The 17704-nt window shown below is 76.0% G+C and carries 16 protein-coding genes and 1 riboswitch; of the genes, 6 read left to right on the plus strand and 10 right to left on the minus strand.

The window, feature by feature from the left end; all coding sequences use genetic code 11:
- Together ABZ457_RS27735 and ABZ457_RS27740 are read left to right on the plus strand one after the other, a co-directional pair.
- The coding region (locus tag ABZ457_RS27735) for a hypothetical protein (RefSeq protein ID WP_359162759.1) at positions 1-187 on the plus strand (187 nt) is incomplete at its 5' end.
- A 292-nt stretch (positions 188-479) separates the two neighbouring features.
- Entirely contained in the window at positions 480-1466 is a 987-nt protein-coding gene (locus tag ABZ457_RS27740) for an SCO1860 family LAETG-anchored protein (RefSeq protein WP_359162762.1), read from the plus strand.
- Positions 1467-1569: 103 nt separating this feature from the next.
- Here ABZ457_RS27740 and cobC read toward each other — a convergent pair whose 3' ends face one another.
- Entirely contained in the window at positions 1570-2667 is a 1098-nt protein-coding gene (gene cobC, locus ABZ457_RS27745; RefSeq protein ID WP_359162765.1) for an Rv2231c family pyridoxal phosphate-dependent protein CobC, read from the minus strand.
- 81 nt (positions 2668-2748) lie between these two features.
- A complete protein-coding gene (locus ABZ457_RS27750; protein ID WP_359162768.1) occupies positions 2749-3249 on the minus strand; it encodes a cobalamin biosynthesis protein in 501 nt (166 codons plus the stop codon).
- 411 nt (positions 3250-3660) lie between these two features.
- Here ABZ457_RS27750 and ABZ457_RS27755 point away from each other — a divergent pair, with 411 nt between their 5' ends.
- Positions 3661-4380, plus strand: a complete 720-nt coding sequence (locus ABZ457_RS27755) for a ZIP family metal transporter (protein ID WP_359162771.1) — start codon at positions 3661-3663, stop codon at positions 4378-4380.
- Positions 4381-4427: 47 nt separating this feature from the next.
- Here ABZ457_RS27755 and ABZ457_RS27760 read toward each other — a convergent pair whose 3' ends face one another.
- The 7 genes from ABZ457_RS27760 to ABZ457_RS27790 all read right to left on the minus strand — a co-directional run bounded on the left by ABZ457_RS27760 (position 4428) and on the right by ABZ457_RS27790 (position 13167).
- Entirely contained in the window at positions 4428-5924 is a 1497-nt protein-coding gene (locus ABZ457_RS27760; protein ID WP_359162775.1) for a cobyrinate a,c-diamide synthase, read from the minus strand.
- Positions 5918-6526, minus strand: coding sequence for a cob(I)yrinic acid a,c-diamide adenosyltransferase (cobO, locus tag ABZ457_RS27765; RefSeq protein ID WP_359162778.1), 609 nt, complete (start codon positions 6524-6526; stop codon positions 5918-5920). The genes ABZ457_RS27760 and cobO overlap by 7 nt, the downstream gene beginning before the upstream one ends.
- On the minus strand, positions 6526-8598 hold the full coding sequence (locus ABZ457_RS27770) for a putative cobaltochelatase (RefSeq protein WP_359162781.1): 2073 nt from the start codon (positions 8596-8598) through the stop codon (positions 6526-6528). The genes cobO and ABZ457_RS27770 overlap by 1 nt, the downstream gene beginning before the upstream one ends.
- Positions 8599-8800: 202 nt before the next feature.
- Positions 8801-10309: a cobyric acid synthase gene (locus tag ABZ457_RS27775; protein ID WP_359162784.1), complete on the minus strand. Its 1509-nt coding sequence runs from the start codon at positions 10307-10309 to the stop codon at positions 8801-8803.
- On the minus strand, positions 10306-11337 hold the full coding sequence (locus tag ABZ457_RS27780) for a cobalamin biosynthesis protein (RefSeq protein WP_359162787.1): 1032 nt from the start codon (positions 11335-11337) through the stop codon (positions 10306-10308). The genes ABZ457_RS27775 and ABZ457_RS27780 overlap by 4 nt, the downstream gene beginning before the upstream one ends.
- Positions 11338-11368: 31 nt before the next feature.
- A riboswitch (cobalamin riboswitch) is annotated at positions 11369-11497 on the minus strand.
- Positions 11498-11679: 182 nt separating this feature from the next.
- On the minus strand, positions 11680-11901 hold the full coding sequence (locus ABZ457_RS27785; RefSeq protein ID WP_359162790.1) for a hypothetical protein: 222 nt from the start codon (positions 11899-11901) through the stop codon (positions 11680-11682).
- Positions 11902-11913: 12 nt separating this feature from the next.
- A complete protein-coding gene (locus tag ABZ457_RS27790) occupies positions 11914-13167 on the minus strand; it encodes an inorganic phosphate transporter (RefSeq protein ID WP_359162793.1) in 1254 nt (417 codons plus the stop codon).
- 243 nt (positions 13168-13410) lie between these two features.
- Here ABZ457_RS27790 and ABZ457_RS27795 point away from each other — a divergent pair, with 243 nt between their 5' ends.
- From ABZ457_RS27795 to ABZ457_RS27805, 3 genes are all read left to right on the plus strand, one after another.
- Positions 13411-14088: a class II aldolase/adducin family protein gene (locus ABZ457_RS27795; RefSeq protein ID WP_359162796.1), complete on the plus strand. Its 678-nt coding sequence runs from the start codon at positions 13411-13413 to the stop codon at positions 14086-14088.
- An 87-nt stretch (positions 14089-14175) separates the two neighbouring features.
- On the plus strand, positions 14176-15303 hold the full coding sequence (locus ABZ457_RS27800; protein WP_359162799.1) for an alpha/beta hydrolase: 1128 nt from the start codon (positions 14176-14178) through the stop codon (positions 15301-15303).
- A 596-nt stretch (positions 15304-15899) separates the two neighbouring features.
- Entirely contained in the window at positions 15900-17195 is a 1296-nt protein-coding gene (locus ABZ457_RS27805; protein ID WP_359162838.1) for a hypothetical protein, read from the plus strand.
- A gap of 31 nt (positions 17196-17226) precedes the next feature.
- Here ABZ457_RS27805 and ABZ457_RS27810 read toward each other — a convergent pair whose 3' ends face one another.
- A complete protein-coding gene (locus tag ABZ457_RS27810) occupies positions 17227-17643 on the minus strand; it encodes a VOC family protein (protein ID WP_359162802.1) in 417 nt (138 codons plus the stop codon).
- Positions 17644-17704 lie beyond the last annotated feature (61 nt).

The following is a 17704-nucleotide window of genomic DNA, read 5'->3' on the forward strand; positions in this document are numbered from 1 at the left end:
GACGGTGATCTTCGCGAACTCTCAGACCGCGAAGATCACCACCGTCGACTACAAGCAGCAGTTGATCAATTACCCAACACTTTCTGAGGCGGGCGGGCCCGTCTCCGCGGGCGCCGACCCGGCCGTGGCGCGGCCCGGTCGGCCTGGGCCGCGCCGGGTGGGTGTGCGCCGGGTTGACCGAACGTGACCCGGGGCCCGCGCGGCTCGTTGGAGCACTTCCGGCCCGCGAACCGGATGCGCCCCTGGTCACGCCGGGCGCACCTCCCCGGCCGGGTGACGGGGGAGACGGGCGCGAACGCACGTGCCACGGGAATCGAATACAGGCACGGAAACCCCCCTTTGGAGTGAACTGACCTCAGGTGTCTGTGCGTTCACTCTCCGTGCGTAAAGATTCCGGTGTCTTGGTCGCCCGGACGACCGCCCGCGTGTCCCCGCGGGCGGCCCGGCGACGCCATGTCTCCTGTGGGGGTTCCACCACCGTGAACAGCAACACCTTCCGCACGCCTGCCCGGACGTCCGCCCGCCGGGCCGCGGCGGCGACGGCCGCCGCCGCCCTGGTCGCGGGGCCCCTCGCGCTGGCCGCGCCCGCGCACGCCACCGGCGGCGAAGGGAAGGCGACCGCGGTCGTCCTCCGGGCCGGTCTCGACGTCGGCCTGCTCAACAAGTCGGTCCACGTCCCCCTGAAGGCCACCCTCAACGAGGTGCAGGCCCCCGCGAGCGCCGAGAAGACCGCGCTCACCGTGACCCTGGACGGCGTGGAGAAGGGCAAGCCGGTCAAGGTCCTGCGGGCCGACGTGGCCACCTCGGCGGCGACCGTCGAGGAGGGCAGGGCGGAGGCGTCCAGCAAACTGGTCAAGGCCCGGGTGCATGTCCCCGGCCTTCCGCTGCTCTCCCTGGTGGAGGTGGAGCAGGTCACCTCCGAGGCGGTCTGCGTGGCGGGCGAGCAGCCCACCGCGAAGTCCAACCTGCTCGGCCATGTGAAGGTCCTCGGCAAGAAGGTCACCCTCTCCTCGGGCGGGCCCACCGTCGTGGACGTGCCCAAGGTCGGCAAGGTGACCCTGGACGTGTCCCGGACGAGCACCACCTCCACCATGGCCGCCGCGACCGCCCTCCAGCTCAAGGTCTCCGTCAACCCGCTGGACCTCAACGTCGCCGAGGTCGACGGCGAGATCACCCTCGTCGAGGCCACCTGCGAGTCGCCGAAGGCGCCCGAGAAGCCGGCCGAGGAGAAGCCGACGGAGGAGAAGCCCGCCGAGCCGGCCCCCGAGGAGCCCGGCGAGGAGGAGCCGTCGAAGGCCCCGGAGAAGAACATCGCGGCGCAGTCGGCCGAGGAGCCGCAGGAGAACCTCGCCGCGACGGGCGGCAGCTCGGCCACCCCGTACATCGCGGGCGGCGCGGGGCTGCTGCTGGTCGGCGGCGCGGCGGCGCTCGTGATCTCCCGGCGCCGCGCGGGCGACCAGGGCTGACCACCGGCCGACCACGACTGGCTGACCACCGGTCGGCCGGGCCCACCGAGGGGGGGAGGGCCCGGCCGGCCGCGTGCCGGCCCGAGGTGTCAGCGGAGGGGCGTCAGCCCACCGCCGTCAGCGCCTGGTCCAGCGCCTGAAGGAAACGATTCGTCGTCGCCCGGTCCCGGACCGCCAGCCGCAGCCACTCGCCGTCCAGACCCGGGAACGTGTCCCCGCGCCGGGCCGCGAACCCCAGCCCGCGCAGCCGTTCCCGCACCTCGCGCGCCCGGCGCACCCGGACCAGCACGAACGGCCCCGCCGCCGCCTCCACCGCGCGGACCTCGTCGAACTCGGCCAGCCCCGCCAGCAGATGGGCCCGGTCCGCCGCGATCCGCTCCGCCGCGCCCGCGGCCTCCGCCAGCGCCGCCGCGCCCATGCACGCCTCGGCGGCGGCCAGGGCCGGCGTGGAGACCGGCCACAGCGGCTGCGCCCGCTCCAGCGCCGCGATCGTGCCCGGCTCCGCGAGGACATAGCCGATCCGCAGCCCCGCCAGACCCCAGGTCTTGGTGAGGCTGCGCAGCACCACCAGCCCCGGTACGTCCGTCCGCCCGGCCAGGGCCGCCACCTCGCCCGGGACGGCGTCCATGAACGCCTCGTCCACCACCAGCAGCCGCCCGGGGCGGGCCAGTTCGGCGATCCGGTCCGCAGGGTGGAGCACCGAGGTGGGATTGGTCGGGTTGCCGATCACCACCAGGTCCGCCGCCTCCGGCACCGCGGCCGGATCCAGCCGGAAGCCGTCCGCCTCGCGCAGCAGCACCCGCCCGACCTCGTGCCCGGCGTCCCGCAGCGCGGCCTCCGGCTCGGTGAACTGCGGGTGCACCACCACCGGCCGGCGCACCCGCAGGGCACGGGCCAGCAGCACGAACGCCTCCGCCGCGCCCGCGGTGAGCAGCACCCGGTTCACCGGCAGCCCGTGCCGCCGGGCGACGGCGGCCCGCGCCGCCCGGCCGTCCGGGTACGCGGCCAGCGAGCCGAGGGCGTCGGCTATGTGCTCCCGCAGCCAGTGCGGCGGGGTCCCGGCGCGCACATTGACGGCGAGGTCGACGAGGCCGGGGGCGCCGTCGCGGACCTCGGCGTCCCCGTGGTGACGCAGATCGTGCCCGCTCGCGGGCCGCTCGGGCAGTGCGGCGCGGTCGTCGTGCTCAGAACTCGTGTACATGGCGCCCGCGCAGGGGGAGGGGAGGACGGGACACGGTGGGTCTCCTCGGTATGTGGGGGGTCGAAGAACACACGACGGCCATCATGTCGCCTGCGGTCCGATACCGGCAGAGGTCACGGGCGGGCGGGATCCGGTCCGTGCGATGGCACACGTCACACCGGGCCGCCGGCCCGCCGGCCGGGACACCTGCTTGGGCACCAGCAGCGTCCCGCCGCCCGCGAGCGCGGCCGCCTCGGCGACCGAGGGCGTGCCCACGGCGGCGAGCACCCGCGCGGACCCGCCGGGTACGGGTACGGCGGCCAGCTCGGCGGCGCTCCGGCCCACCAACGGCACCCCGAGCCGTCGCGCGGCCTCGACGAGCCCCACCTCCGTCGCGCGGCTGTCGAGCGTCGCCAGCGCCCCGACCCGGGCCGCGTCCAGCCCGGCCCCGTCCAGCGCCGCCCCGATCAGCGCGAGCACATCCGAGGCCACCACGCCCCGTGATGCCCCGACCCCGACCACCAGGTCCCGCGGACCGTCGACACCCGCCCCGGCCGCCGGGGGGCTTGCCTGGTCTTGGCCGACCGTGCCGGTCGTGGCCATGCCCGCTGAAAGGGCCGGCGCGGCCGAGCCGGGACCCGGCCCGGCCGCCGGGGGACTTGCCCGGTCTCGGCCGACCGTGCCGGTCGTGGCCATGCCCGCCGAAAGGGCCGGCGCGGCCGAGCCGGGACCCGCCCCGGCCGCAGGGGAACCCGCCTGGCCCCGGCCGGGTACGGCGGGACGGGGCCAGGCCGCCGAACCACCTGATGTGCCCGGCCCGATAGGGCCCGCCCCCGCCGAGGCGGGGCGCCGCCCGGCTGCGGGGGAGCCCGCGCCGGAGCCCCGCCCGGCCGCGCCGGGTGCGGGCCCGGGCGGCGGCCCGGAACCCACCCCCCGGCGTGGGGAACGCGCAACCGGGTGAACCGCGGTGGGCGCGGGTCGCACCCGGCCCGGTCGATGGGCTAGGCAAGCCCCATGGCCGTGTTCGTCGCGCTCGGCGCGTTCCTGATGACGCTGTTCGGCGGCTGGATGGCGCATCGCGTCACCGACCGCCGGCACCTCGTGTTCGGCCTCGCGGGCGGGCTGATGCTCGGCGTCGTCGGGCTCGAACTCCTGCCGGAGGCACTGGAGTCGGCGGGCCGCCCCGTGTTCGGCGTCCCGCAGGCGCTGCTCCTCTTCGTCGGCGGCTTCCTCCTCGCCCACCTCGTGGAACGCCTCCTCGCCGTCCGCCACGCGGCCCACGGCGGGGAGCACCGGGTGCCGCAGGTGGGGATGACGGCCGCCGCCGCGATGGTGACCCACAGCCTGATGGACGGCATCGCCATCGGCGCCGCCTTCCAGGTCGACGGCGGGATGGGCGCCACCGTCGCCCTCGCCGTCGTCACCCACGACTTCGCCGACGGCTTCAACACGTACACCCTCACCAGCCTGTACGGGAACACCCGCCGCCGCGCCCTGCTGATGCTGGTCGCCGCCGCGCTGGCGCCCGTCGTCGGGGCCGCGTCCACCCTGCTGTTCACGCTCCCCGCCGAACTCCTCGGCAGCTACCTCGGGTTCTTCGGCGGCGCGCTGCTCTACCTGGCCGCCGCCGAGATCCTGCCCGAGGCCCACCACGACCACCCGGCCCGGTCCACCCTGCTGTGCACCGTCGGGGGAGTGGCCTTCGTCTGGCTGGTGGTGGGCCTCGCCGAGTGAGCCCACGACCCGCGCGGTCACGCCGAATGAGCCCCGGCCGGGTGCGCTCACCGCACCGGGCGGACGGCCGCGCAGGCCGCCGTGAACCGGGCGGCCACCCCCGGGCGCGAGGCCCAGTGCGTGTGCAGATAGCTCGCGTGCACCCCGCCCCGCGCCCAGCCCTCCACCCGGCGTTCGGGACGGACCATCCCCCACGCGGGCACCGGACCCGCGCCCGGCTCCAGCACCGTCCGGTGGAACTCGTGCCCCCGCAGCCGTGTCCCGGCCGCCGCCAGCGGGCTGTCCGCGATCGCGACGGCCTCCCGGTAGCCCAGGGTGAGCCGCCCGGTCATCCGGGCGTCGGCGTCCAGGACCCCGCACATGGGCTTCCCGTCCAGGGAACGCGCCAGATACAGCAGACCCGCGCACTCCGCCGCCACCGGCGCCCCCGACTCGGCGAGCGCCGCGACCGCCTTGCGCAGCGGCTCGTTCGCCGACAGCTCCGGCGCGTACACCTCCGGGAACCCGCCGCCGATCACCAGACCCCGGGTCCCGGCCGGCAGGTCCTCCTCGTGCAGCGGGTCGAAGGGCACGACCTCCGCCCCGGCCGCCACCAGCAGTTCGACGTGCTCCGCGTACGAGAAGGTGAACGCGGCCCCGCCCGCCACGGCGACCACCGGCCGCTCCCCGCCGGGCGGAAGTACCCCCGCCGCGAGCGCCCCGCCGGCCACGGCGACCACCGGCCGCTCCCCGCCGGGCGGAAGACCCCCCGCCGCGAGCGCCCCGCCGGGCCCGCCCGGCTCGCCCGGCCCGCCCCGCGCCGAACCCTCCGCAGCGAGGGCCGCCCCCGCCTCCCACGGCGCGTCCGGCAGCTCCGGCGCCGACCGGGCCAGCGCCAGCAGCGCGTCCAGGTCGCAGCCCTGCCGCACCTGCTCCGCCTGCGCCCGCACCGCGTCGACCGCCTCCGCCCGCCGCTCGGCGACCGGGACGAGGCCCAGATGCCGTGAGGGCGTCGCCACGGCGGGTGCCCGCCGCAGTACGCCCAGCACGGGCACGCCCGACCCGCCCAGCGCCTCCCGCAGCAGATGCTCGTGCCGGTCGGTGGCGACCTTGTTGAGGATCACCCCGCCGATCCGCACCTCCGGGTCCCAGGAGGCGAAGCCGTGCACCAGCGCGGCCACCGACCGGGACTGCGAGGAGGCGTCCACCACCAGCACCACCGGGGCGCGCAGCAGCTTCGCCACCTGCGCGGTGGACGCCAGCTCCCCCTGCCCGGCGGCCCCGTCGTACAGGCCCATCACGCCTTCGACCACGGCCAGTTCGCAGCCGCGCGCGCCGTGCGCGAACAGCGGCCCGACCAGGTCCGTGCCGCAGAGGTACGCGTCCAGGTTCCGGCCCGGCCGCCCGGTGGCCAGCGCGTGGTAGCCGGGGTCGATGTAGTCCGGGCCGACCTTGTGCGGGGACACCGCGAGACCCCGGTCGGCGAACGCGGCCATCAGCCCGGTCGCGACCGTGGTCTTGCCAGCCCCGGAGGACGGCGCGGCGATGACGAGACGTGCTACCACTCGATGCCCCGCTGGCCCTTCTGGCCGGTGTCCATCGGGTGCTTGACCTTGGACATGTCGGTGACCAGGTCCGCGAAGTCCACCAGCTTCCGCGGCGCGTTCCGCCCGGTGATCACCACATGCTGGGTGCCCGGCCGGGCGCGCAGCACCTCGATCACCTCGTCGGTGTCGATCCAGCCCCAGTGCAGCGGATAGGCGAACTCGTCCAGCACGTACAGCTTGTGCGTCTCGGCCGCCAGGTCCCGCTTGACCTGCTCCCAGCCCTCCCGGGCCTTGTCCTCGTTGCTCTGCTCGCCCTCGGCGGGCTCCCGCTGGATCCAGGACCAGCCCTCGCCCATCTTGTGCCAGGCGACCGTGCCGCCCTGCCCGCTCGCGCCGAGCACCTTGAGCGCGTTCTCCTCGCCGACCTTCCACTTGGCCGACTTCACGAACTGGAACACCCCGACCGGCCAGCCCTGGTTCCACGCCCGCAGCGCCAGCCCGAACGCGGCCGTGGACTTCCCCTTGCCGATCCCGGTGTGCACGAACACCAGCGGCCGGTTGCGGCGCTGACGCGTGGTGAGCCCGTCGTCGGGCACGACGGACGGCTGTCCCTTGGGCATTACGCGGCCCTCCTCGGGGCGGTGTCGGTACGGTCCTCACGGACGTGCTTGACGAGCCCGGCGAGCGCGTCGGCCCGCAGCTCGTCCAGGGTGACGGCGGTGCCGCCGAGTTCGGCGGCGAGGGTGCCGGCCAGACCGAGGCGCACGAACCCCGACTCGCAGTCCACCACCACGGCGGCGGTCCCCTCGGCCGCGTGCAGCCGCGCCGCGCGCAGCGCCAGACCGTACGCGTCCCCCGCCCCGGTCGCCCGGCCGTCGGTGACGACCACGAGCAGCGGACGCCGCGAGGGGTCGCGCAGCCGCTCCACCCGCAGGGTCTCGTGCGCCTTCAGCAGCCCCTCGGCGAGCGGGGTGCGCCCGCCGGTCGGCAGGGACTCCAGCCGGGCCGCCGCCGCGTCCACCGAGGAGGTCGGCGGCAGCGCCAGCTCCGCGTCCCGCCCCCGGAAGGTGATCAGGCCGACCTTGTCCCGGCGCTGGTACGCGTCGAGCAGCAGCGACAGCACCGCGCCCTTGACCGCGCCCATCCGCTGCCGGGCCGCCATGGAACCGGAGGCGTCCACCACGAACAGGACCAGATTGCCTTCCCGGCCCTCGCGGACCGCCTGGCGCAGATCGTCCCGGCGGACCACCAGGCCCGCGCCGCTGCGGCCGCGCGCCCGCTGGTGCGGCGCGGCGGCCTGCACGGTGGCGGCGAGGTGGAGCTTGGTCAGCCCGCCGCGCGGGCGGCGCGCGCCGGTGGTGCGGCCGTGCTCGGTGCGCGCCCGGGACCTGCGCCCCGCCGCGCCCTCGCCGAGCCCGGGGACGCTCAGCATCCGCGTCCGGTACGGCTCGGCGGCGCGCACCGGCTGCTGCTCGCCCGCGCCGCGCGGGGCGGCGGCGGGAGCGCCCTGGGGCTCGGGGGCGTCCGGTCGGGGCCCGGACTCCTCCGGGGGCGCGGTGTCCTCGGGGGCCGCATCCGGGGCGTCGCCGGGGCCGGGGCCCTGCGGGGGCACACCGCCGCCACCGCCGTCGGGGCCGGGACCGTCCGGCTCCGGGTCGGGATCGGGCTCCGGGTCGTCGTCGCCGCCGAACTCGTCCAGGGTCTCGTCGAGTTTGGTCTCGTCCAGCCCCGGCGCGTCGAAGGGGTTGCGGCGGCGGCGGTGCGGGAGCGCCAGCAGGGCCGCCTGCCGGACGTCCTCCTCGGCGACCTCCTCCCGCCCGGCCCACGCGGCCAGCGCGGTCGCGGTCCGGGCCATCACGATGTCCGCCCGCATGCCGTCCACCTCGAACGCGGCACAGGTGGCCGCGATCTGACGGAGCGCCACATCGCCGAGGGCCACCCGGGGCAGCAGGGCCCGCGCGGCCGTGACCCTCCCCCGCAGCGCCGCCTCCGCGTCCGCCCAGCGCGCCGCGAAGGCCGCCGGGTCGTCGTCGTACGCCAGCCGCCGCCGGACGACCTCCACCCGCTGCTCCGGGTCCCGGGAGGCGGCCACCTCCACGGTGAGGCCGAACCGGTCCAGCAGCTGCGGCCGCAGCTCGCCCTCCTCCGGGTTCATCGTCCCGACCAGCAGGAACCGCGAGGCGTGCCGCACCGAGACGCCCTCCCGCTCGACGTACGAGGCGCCCATCGCGGCCGCGTCCAGCATCAGGTCGACCAGATGGTCGTGGAGGAGGTTCACCTCGTCCACGTAGAGGATGCCCCGGTGCGCGTCCGCGAGCAGACCCGGCTCGAAGGCCTTCACGCCCTCCGCGAGGGCGCGTTCGATGTCGAGGGCGCCCACCAGCCGGTCCTCCGAGGCGCCGACGGGCAGTTCGACCATCCGCGCGGGCCGGGACGCCGGGGCCGCGTCCTCGTGCGGGCCGTCGGGGCAGGCCGGGTCGGGGGCGTCCGGGGCGCAGGAGAACCGGCAGCCGGCCACCACCGCGACCTCGGGCAGCAGATCCGCGAGAGCGCGCACGGCGGTGCTCTTGGCCGTGCCCTTCTCGCCGCGGACCAGCACACCGCCCACCGCCGGGCTGACGGCGTTGAGCAGCAGCGCCAGCCGCAGATCGTCCATCCCGACGACCGCGGTGAACGGGTACCGGGTGCTCATGACCACTCCTTCAGTTCGCTCGGGCAGTTCGGTGACGGATCGCTCGGGCGGTCCGGTGACGGCGCACTCGGGCGGCTCGGTGCACTCGGGCGGTCCGGTGCACTCGGGCGGTCCGGTGACGGTGCGCCCACACCGTCCGGTGGCGGGCCGGCGGGCACGGGTTCGCCCGGCCCCGTGGCGCTCCCGGCGCTCCGGGCGCCGCTCACGGCGCACCCGGCGGCACGAACGGCAGCCCGGCCGGCGGCCCCTGCTCGATCAGCCGCAGCAGCGCGCCGGTGTCCGCGTGCTCCTCGACCAGATCGCCCAGCCGGTCGAGCTGCTCCTCGCGCAGCGCGCCGAAGCAGGTGTCCGGGGCGGGCACGAACCGCCGCCCCGCCTGCGCGGCGACCCGCCGCAGAAACGCCCGCCGGAAGCCGTCGCTCTCCAGCGAGCCGTGCCAGTGGGTGCCCCACACGGCCCCCGTGCGGCAGCCGTCCAGGAACGGCTCCCCGCCCAGCACCTCCGCCACACCGTGGTGGATCTCGTAGCCGTCCACGCGTTCGCCGAGGGCCTCCCCGGACGGCCGGGCGAGGGTCTTCTCCCGGGCGAACCGCACCCGCACGGGCAGCAGTCCGAGGCCATCGACCGACCCGGCCCGCGACTCCACCTCGTCCTCGATGTGCTCGCCGAGGACCTGGAAGCCGCCGCAGATCCCGAGCACCGGCCGGCCCTCGGCGGCCCGCCGCGCCAGCGCGTCCGCCAGGCCCCGGGCCCGCAGCCACTCCAGCGCCCGGACCGTGCCGCGGGTGCCGGGCACCACCACCAGGTCCGCGTCCGCCAGTTCCTCGGGCCGGTCCACGAAGCGCACCACCACGCCCGGTTCGGCCGCCAGCGCGTCCACGTCCGTGAAGTTGGACATCAGCGGCACCGCGCACACCGCGACCCGCAGCAGCTCCTCGCCGACCGGCGGCGCGACCACCGACTCCCGCACACTCCCGCGCAGGGACACCCGCAGACCGTCCTCCTCGTCGATGCCGAGCCCGTGCGCGAACGGCAGCACCCCGTAGGTGCGCCGCCCGGTGAGCCCGAGCAGCATGTCGAGACCCGGCTCCAGCAGGGAGACGTCCCCCCGGAACTTGTTGACGAGATAGCCGGCCACCAGCTCCTGGTCCTCCGGCGCCAGCAGCGCCGTCGTCCCGAAGAACTGCGCGAACACCCCGCCCCGGTCGATGTCCCCGACCACCAGCACCGGCAGCCGGGCCGCCCGGGCGACCCCCATGTTGACGATGTCCGTCCGCCGCAGATTGATCTCCGCCGGACTGCCGGCGCCCTCGCAGATCACCGCGTCGTACGTGCTCCGCAGCTCCTCCAGGCAGGCCATCACCGGTTCGAACAGGTCGCGTTGGCGGTTGCCGTGGTAGCCGCGGGCGCTCATCTCGCCGATCGGGCGGCCCAGCAGCACGACCTGGCTGGACCGGTCGCCGCCCGGCTTGAGCAGTACCGGGTTCATCTGCGCGGTCGGCTCGACGCGGGCGGCCTGCGCCTGCATCGCCTGCGCCCGCCCGATCTCCGCACCCTCCCGCGTCACGAAGGAGTTCAGCGACATGTTCTGGCCCTTGAACGGGGCCACCTTCACGCCCTGCCGGACCAGCCACCGGCAGATCCCGGCGGTCACCACGCTCTTCCCGGCGTCCGAGGTCGTCCCCGCGACCAGCAGCCCCCCACCGCTCATGCCGGCCTCCCCCTGCCTGTCGCCGCCCGGCCCCTGCCGAGCGCCCCCGCCGCCAGCCGCGCGCCCGCGCACACCACCAGCGAGAGCGTGCCCACCCGGCGCGACAGCCGCACCGCCCGCTCGATGTCCGCCGACTCCACCGCCCGGCCGCCCCCGTTGAGCACCGGCCGGTGCTCGACCCGCCCCCCGTACGCCAGCGTCCCGCCCAGCCGTACGCCGAGCGCCCCCGCGAACGACGCCTCCACCGGGCCCGCGTTGGGGCTCGGGTGCCCGGCCGCGTCGGCCCGCCAGGCGCGCACCGCGCCCCGCGGATCGGGACCGGCGAGGGCGGCGAGCACGGCGGTCAGCCGGGCACCCGGCCAGCCCGCCACATCGTCCAGCCGGGCCGAGGCCCAGCCGTAGCGCAGATGGCGTGGCGAGCGGTGCCCGACCATCGCGTCCAGGGTGTTGACCGCGCGGAATCCCAGCAGCCCGGGCACACCGGCGACCGCGCCCCACACCAGGGCGCCGACGACCGCGTCCGAGGTGTTCTCGGCGACGGACTCCACGACGGCGCGCGCGATCCCGTCCGCGTCCAGCGCCTGCGGGTCCCGCCCGCACAGATGCGGCAGCCGCGCCCGCGCCGCCTCGACGTCCCCGGCCTCCAGCGCGGCCCGGACGGCGCGGGCCTCCCGGCCCAGGGTGGTCCCGCCGACGACGGCCCAGGTGGCGGCCGCGGTCAGGGCGGTGGCGGCGGCGGGGGAGCGGCGCACGGCGCGCGCGGCGAGCAGCCCGGCGGCGGTCGCGCCCCCGGCGCACACCAGCGTGTGCAGGGCGCCCCGGGCGCGGTCGTCGCGCCACAGCACGCCCTCGACGGCGGCGGCCGCCCGTCCGAACGCGGCCACCGGGTGCCCGGTGCGCGGATCACCGACGAGCAGGTCCCCGAGGAGCCCCGCGGCGGCGCCGCAGGCGAAGATCCGGCCGCCGCGCGTGCGGTCGGCGCCCCGGGGAGGGGGTCCGGACGGCAGGGCAGGGCCGCGGCCAGGCATGACGCAGAGTCCTCACTCAGGGTCCGCGCCCTGGTTCGACGTGAACGGCGGCAAGAGTTCCTGGCTCCCCGGACTCCGGGTGACAGTGGCGGGACCGCGCCGGATTCTCACCGGACTTCCTCTTCTGCCGCCGTATGGCCCCGGCAGTCCACCACGCCCGCCCACGCCCGTCAACTCACCCTTGACCTGCGGCGGGACAGTGTGCCGAGGCCCACACGAGGGCCACCCCGATGGCTCGCGCGGCGCCCCCACGCGGGCGGGCCCACGGACACGACGGCGGGCCGGGCACCGCCCAGTGGCGGTACCCGGCCCGTGCCGGTGACGGATCGGTCGGCGGACGGATCAGTCGACGATCAGAAAGATCCCGTACGCGACGGCCACCGCGCAGAGCGCGAAGCAGGCGTACGCACCCGTGCGGGCCATCACGGCGCTGCCGCCGGACCGCGTGGCGGCCTCGCCCTTGGTGAGGCCGATGATGCCGAGGGTGAACAGGCCCACCAGGGCCACGGTGGCGACGAGGCTCACGCCGAAAACGGAGCCGAGGGCTACCCAGTCGATCTTCATGTTGCTGCTTCCTTACACCGCGGCCGGTCGGGCCGGCTCGGTCTCGGCGGGGGCCGGGACGGTGGTCCTGAGCTCACCGGCCGGCGGCGGGGTGACGGCCGCGATGGCGGTGGTGACGACGCCCGCGGGCTCCTCGGAACCCTCCGCGCCCTCGGCGCCGGGGGCCTCGGTGTCATTGACGTTGGTGTGGTCGACCACCTGGCGGCGGGAGACGATCCAGATCGCCAGCGAGGAGGCGACGAGGAAGACCGCGACGACGGCGACGCCCCAGTCACCCTGCTTGGTGACGAACTCGGAGAGGGCGGCGACCAGACCGGCGGCCGGCAGGGTCAGACCCCAGGCGACGAACATCCGGGTCGCGGTCGACCAGCGGACCACACCGCCCTTGCGGCCGAGGCCCGCGCCCATCACCGCGCCGGAGCAGGAGTGCGTGGTGGAGAGGGAGAAGCCCAGGTTGGAGGAGGCCAGGATGACGCTCGCGGCGCTGGTCTGGGCGGCGAAGCCCTGCTGCGGCTGGAGGTCGGTGAGGCCCTTGCCCATGGTGCGGATGATGCGCCAGCCACCGAGGTAGGTACCGAGGGCGATCGCGACACCGGCGGAGACGATGACCCACATCGGGGGGTTGGAGCCCGGCGCGAGCACGTTCCCGGCGACCAGGGCCAGGGTGATGATGCCCATCGTCTTCTGGGCGTCGTTGGTGCCGTGCGCCAGGGAGACCAGGCCGGCGGAGGCGATCTGGCCGGCGCGGTAGCCCTTGGCCGTGGCCTTCTGGTCGGTGTTCTTGCCGATCTTGTACGTCAGCCGGGCGGCGATCATCGCGCCGATGCCGGCGACGAGGGGCGCGGCGATGGCCGGGATCAGCACCTTGGTGACCACCACGCCGCCGTTGACGGCGGAGAAGCCGACCGAGGCGACGGTGGCGCCGATCAGGCCGCCCATCAGGGCGTGGGAGGAGCTGGACGGCAGACCCACGAGCCAGGTCAGCAGGTTCCAGAGGATGGCGCCGACGAGCGCCGCGAAGATGACTTCAGGGGAGATGCCTGATTCGTCGACCAGACCGCTGGAGATCGTCTTGGCGACCTCCACCGACAGGAACGCGCCGACGAGGTTCAGAACGGCGGACATGGCCACCGCGGTCTTGGGCTTCATCGCGCCGGTCGAGATGGTCGTCGCCATCGCGTTGGCGGTGTCGTGGAAACCGTTCGTGAAATCGAACACGAGAGCTGTCACGATCACAATCGCGAGCAGCAAGGTGATGTGTTCCATTTACCCAGGCAATCGTTTGACGTCATTGACGTGTGGACCGTAGGCAACCTGGGTGAACGGAAGATGAACTGGGCCGGGCGCTGTGGTGTCCGCAAGTGGGGTCAAGAGGTTCCGCTTGTGCCGGATCCGCGATCGTGACCTCGGTGGGCAGTCACTCGAACACCCTCTGTCGCAGCGGGCCGCCCCGGACCCGCACGGCGCCGGCCCCTGGGCCCCTCGGGACCCCGCTGACAGGATCGGCGCATGACCGATCACACAGAGCGGGACGCCCTCGCCGGCGCATGGGCCGAACTCGTCGCCACCGCCCGCAGAACCGCCGCCGAAGGACTCGTCGTCGGCACCTCCGGGAACGTCTCCGTCCGCGTCGGCGACCTCGTGCTCGTCACTCCCAGCGGGGTCCCCTACGACCGGCTCGGGCCCGGCGACACCGTCGCCACCGACCTCACCGGCCGGCAGGTCCTCGGCGAACTGGCCCCCACGAGCGAACTCCCGCTCCACCTGGCCGTGTACACCGGCACGGACGCCCGCGCGGTGGTCCACACCCACGCCGTCCACGCGACGGCCGTCTCCGTCCTCGTCCCCGAACTGCCGCCCGTCCACTACATGGCGGCGGCCCTCGGCGGCCCGGTCCGGGTGGCGCCCTACGCCCTCTACGGTACCGAGGCCCTCGCCCGGAACATGACGGACGCCCTGCGCGACCGCACCGCCTGCCTCCTCGGCAACCACGGCACCGTCGCCTACGGCGACACCCTCGACCAGGCGTACGACCGCACCGCCCAGCTGGAGTGGATGTGCCGCCTCTGGCTCACCGCGGCCGCCGTCCCCGGGCACACCCCCGCCCTCCTCTCCGCCGCCCAGCTCACCGAGGCGGCGGAACGCTTCCGCGGCTACGGGCAGCCGGGCGGCGGAGAGAAGGGCTGACGGGGCGGGGCGCTGCGGCGAAGGGGACGGCCACCCCGGTGCCGCGGCCCACTGGCAGCCGCCCCCCGGCCCGCGGACACTGGACGGGTGCGCCCGGCTACAGCGACGGCAGCGGCCGTCTCCTCACTGTTCGGCGTCGGCGCGGCCACGGTCGCTGCCGGCCGCTACGCGAGCTCCGCCGCCCTCAAGGTGCCCGCCAAACGGCCCCTGCCCGGCGAACCACGGCTCACCGTCCACCAGACGGCCACCACCACCGTGACCCTCACCCGCAGCCTCGCCTCCCTGCGGCGCGGCCGCTACGGCCTCGCCGGCTCCGGCCTCCGGGCCGTGGTCGGCCCCGTCCTCGACGGCGCCGCCGCCTCCGCCGACACCGTCGTCCGCCGCCTGGAACGGGTCACCGGCGGCGGACTCGACAGCGGCGCCCGGGTCCGCTTCACCCCCCAGGTCCACAGCGGCGACCCGGCGACCGCGCTCGGCATCCCGTACCACGACGTCCGCGTCCCCGGCGAACTCGGCGCCCTGCCCGCGTGGTTCGTCCCCGGCCACCGCTCCACCTGGGTCATCACCGTGCACGGCCTCGGCGCCACCCGGGAACACCCCCTGAACGTCCTGCCCCTCCTGCACACCCTCCGCCTCCCCGTGCTCAACCTCGCCTACCGGGGCGACCACGGCGCACCCCGCCCCCCGGACGGCCTCAGCCGCCTCGGCGACTCCGAATGGCGCGACCTGGACGCCGCCATCCGCCACGCCGTCCGCCACGGCGCCGAACGGGTCGTCCTCCACGGCTGGGGCAGCGGCGCGGCCATGGCCCTCCACGCGGCCGCCGGCTCCGGCCTGCGGGACCGCGTCGCCGGGCTCGTCCTCGACTCCCCGGTCCTCGACTGGGACACCACCGTGCGCGCCCTCGCCACCGCGCACGGCACCCCGGCCCTCCTCCTCCCGCTCGCCGTCCGCGCCGCCCAGGGCCGCACCGGGCCGCACGCCGACCGGCTCGCGGAAGCCGCCGACCCGGACGCGCTCCGGGTGCCGACCCTGATCTTCCACGGCCCGGACGACACCCTCGCCCCCTGGGAGCCCTCCCAACTCCTCGCCGCGGCCCGCCCCGACCTCGTCACCCTCCACACGGTGACCGGCGCCCCGCACACCGCCATGTGGAACGCGGACCCGCACGCCTACGAAGAGGCCCTCCGCCGCTTCCTGGTGCCGTTGTTTTAGGGGCTCGGTTCGCCTCCGGGGCCCCTTCTTTTGAGGGCTCGGTTCGCCTCCGGGACGCTTTCAGCGGGTCCCGACGGTCGGCCGTGCTCGGCACCTCGTTCCTCGGCGCCTGCGCGCGCCCTCCCTTTCGGCACCCGCGCGCCCCTTCGGCTCACTCGCCGACCCGGAACGGGCGGACGCCGGGCCGGGTACGTGCGGCAGGGGCTCCGACGCGCGGGCGCTCGCCCTCCAGCGGCCCGGGGTGAGCGCCGGGCCCGGTCTGTCTCGCACGGTCTCCCGGGCGCGGGCGCGGGCGCCGGGCCGGGGCGAAAGGGCTCCCGCGTTCGCGGCGTCCGCCGCCGGTGCCCGGGCGGGGCCCTCCCCGGCCCGGGCCGTACCGCGCGGGCTCCCGAGTTGGGGCTCCCGCCGTCGCCGCCCCCGGCCCCGGCCGGTCCCGCGGCGCCCCCCGGGGCGGTTCGGGGGGCTCCGTTTGGGCTTTCGGGCCGACAGCGGGAAGACTGCTCCCTGTGACGTCCCGAAAGCCTGATGAGCAGTTGGCGCGCAACTCCAGACTCCGTCTTGTCCGCCCGCGGTCGCTGGCCACGGCGCGACGGGCCGTGACGACCCGGCGCACCCGTCCGGCGACCCGTCCACCCGAGGGCACCCCCGCCCCCGCCGAGCTGGCCCGACAGGCCCGCGCGGTCCTCGCCGACGCCGTGCGGATCGCCCGCTGGGCGGCGGTGGAACGCGGGCCCGGCTCCGCCCGCTCCCTCCCCGAGGCGCGGCAGCGGGCCGCCGCAGCCCTGGACCTGACCCCGGACGAGGTGCGCGCGGGCTGGGACCGCGCCCGGCTGGCCGGACTCATCGAGATGCACGGCGAGACCGCCCGCCCCGGCTGGCGGCTGCGCGCCTGGGACCGCGACGACATGGCGGTCCTGCGCGGCTGGGTCGCCCTCTTCGACGCGTGGTCGCTGGCCCACCCCGCCGCCGAGGAGCTGGTGCCCACCGGCGTGGCCGAGGTCGTCGAGGCCGTGCCCCAGGTGCTCTCCCTCCTCCAGCTCTCCGCCGGGCCCGTGCCCAAGCCCGCCCTGCTGGACCTCCTCCAGCAGCGCGTGGCCGAGCTGCGCGAGGAGCGCTGCGAGCTGCCCGCCCCGGACGGGCTCGCCGCGCCGGAGCCCGCGGTCGAGGACGTGCCCGTCTCCGTGCTCCTGGACTGGGCCCTGGACGGGCTCGCCTCCGTCGGCGCGCTGACCCTGGACCGAGGCCAGGCCACCCTCACCCCCCTCGGGAACTGGGCGGTCTGGGTCAAGCTGGAGCAGATCTGCGTGGCCGCGCAGAGTCCCGCGGGCAACATCGAGCAGTCCGCCGAGGACATGCTCCGCGGCTGCGCCCGCCTCACCCCCGGCCCCGCCCGGGCCGAGTACCGCGCCTGGCTCGCCGCCCGTACCGTCGCCGGCGCGGTCGCCGAACTCCTCGCCGTCGCCCGCGGCGAGGACGCCCTGCTGCGCGGCCTCGCCTTCGAGGCCCTGCGGGTCGTCGGCGCCCCCGCCGAACCCGAGGTGCGCGCGGCCGCGGCCGAACCCTCCCTGCGGCCCTACGCCCTCCTCTGGCTCGCCGAGTACGAAGGAGCCGACCCCGAGGAGGCGGCCGAGATCCTCACCCGCGAGGAGGCCACCTGGCTCTGGGTCGACACCGCGGCCGCCGTCGCCGACCACGGCGAGCCGCAGCTGCTCCTGCGCCACCTGGACTCCGCCGTGCAGGGCACCGTGCCCGCCCTGATCGAGGAGGTCCGCGCGGGCGGCCACCCGCGCACCGTGCAGGTGCTCGTCGCCCTCGCGGCGGCCCACCCGGACCCCGCCCTCGCCAAGGCCGTCCGCCGGGCCGCCTTCCAGGTGCACACCGGCGGCGTCTGACCCCGCGCCACCGCGCACCCCGGGGGGGCGGCTACGCCGACTCCGCCGCCCCCGGGGTGTACGTGCCGAAGCTCCAGACGTTCCCCTCGCGGTCCCGGGCCATGTAGTCCCGGGCGCCGTAGTCCTGGTCGGTCGGCGGCATCACGATCTCCGCGCCGTGCTCCACCGCTCTGGCGTGATGGCCGTCCACGTCGTCGACATGGACGAAGACCCCCACCGGGCCCGAGCCCCGCATCACCTTGTCGAACTCACTGCCCGTGCCTCTGCTCCCCAGCATCACCATGCCGTTCCCGAAGGTGAGTTCGGCATGGGCGACGGAGCCGTCCTCGTTCTCGTAGAGCGCGTGCACGGTGAAGCCGAACGCCTCCGTGAGCTGCCCGACGGCGGCCTTGGCGTCCTCGTAGACCAGGGTCGGGCAGATGCCCGGCGACTGGGTCACGGCGATCACTCCTCACTTCCTCGGCGACACGATGTGATCCACGTCTCAGTCTGGCACCCGCCACTGACAA

Source organism: Streptomyces sp. NPDC005805 (genome assembly GCF_040630445.1).
Lineage (GTDB): Bacteria > Actinomycetota > Actinomycetes > Streptomycetales > Streptomycetaceae > Streptomyces.

Coding starts and splice junctions, on each gene's coding strand:
- cobC (WP_359162765.1), bottom strand. CDS start 2,667: ATGTACACGAGTTCTGAGCACGACGACCGCGCCGCACTGCCCGAGCGG.
- ABZ457_RS27750 (WP_359162768.1), bottom strand. CDS start 3,249: ATGGCCACGACCGGCACGGTCGGCCAAGACCAGGCAAGCCCCCCGGCG.
- ABZ457_RS27755 (WP_359162771.1), top strand. CDS start 3,661: ATGGCCGTGTTCGTCGCGCTCGGCGCGTTCCTGATGACGCTGTTCGGC.
- cobO (WP_359162778.1), bottom strand. CDS start 6,526: ATGCCCAAGGGACAGCCGTCCGTCGTGCCCGACGACGGGCTCACCACG.
- ABZ457_RS27770 (WP_359162781.1), bottom strand. CDS start 8,598: ATGAGCACCCGGTACCCGTTCACCGCGGTCGTCGGGATGGACGATCTG.
- ABZ457_RS27775 (WP_359162784.1), bottom strand. CDS start 10,309: ATGAGCGGTGGGGGGCTGCTGGTCGCGGGGACGACCTCGGACGCCGGG.
- ABZ457_RS27780 (WP_359162787.1), bottom strand. CDS start 11,337: ATGCCTGGCCGCGGCCCTGCCCTGCCGTCCGGACCCCCTCCCCGGGGC.
- ABZ457_RS27785 (WP_359162790.1), bottom strand. CDS start 11,901: ATGAAGATCGACTGGGTAGCCCTCGGCTCCGTTTTCGGCGTGAGCCTC.
- ABZ457_RS27790 (WP_359162793.1), bottom strand. CDS start 13,167: ATGGAACACATCACCTTGCTGCTCGCGATTGTGATCGTGACAGCTCTC.
- ABZ457_RS27795 (WP_359162796.1), top strand. CDS start 13,411: ATGACCGATCACACAGAGCGGGACGCCCTCGCCGGCGCATGGGCCGAA.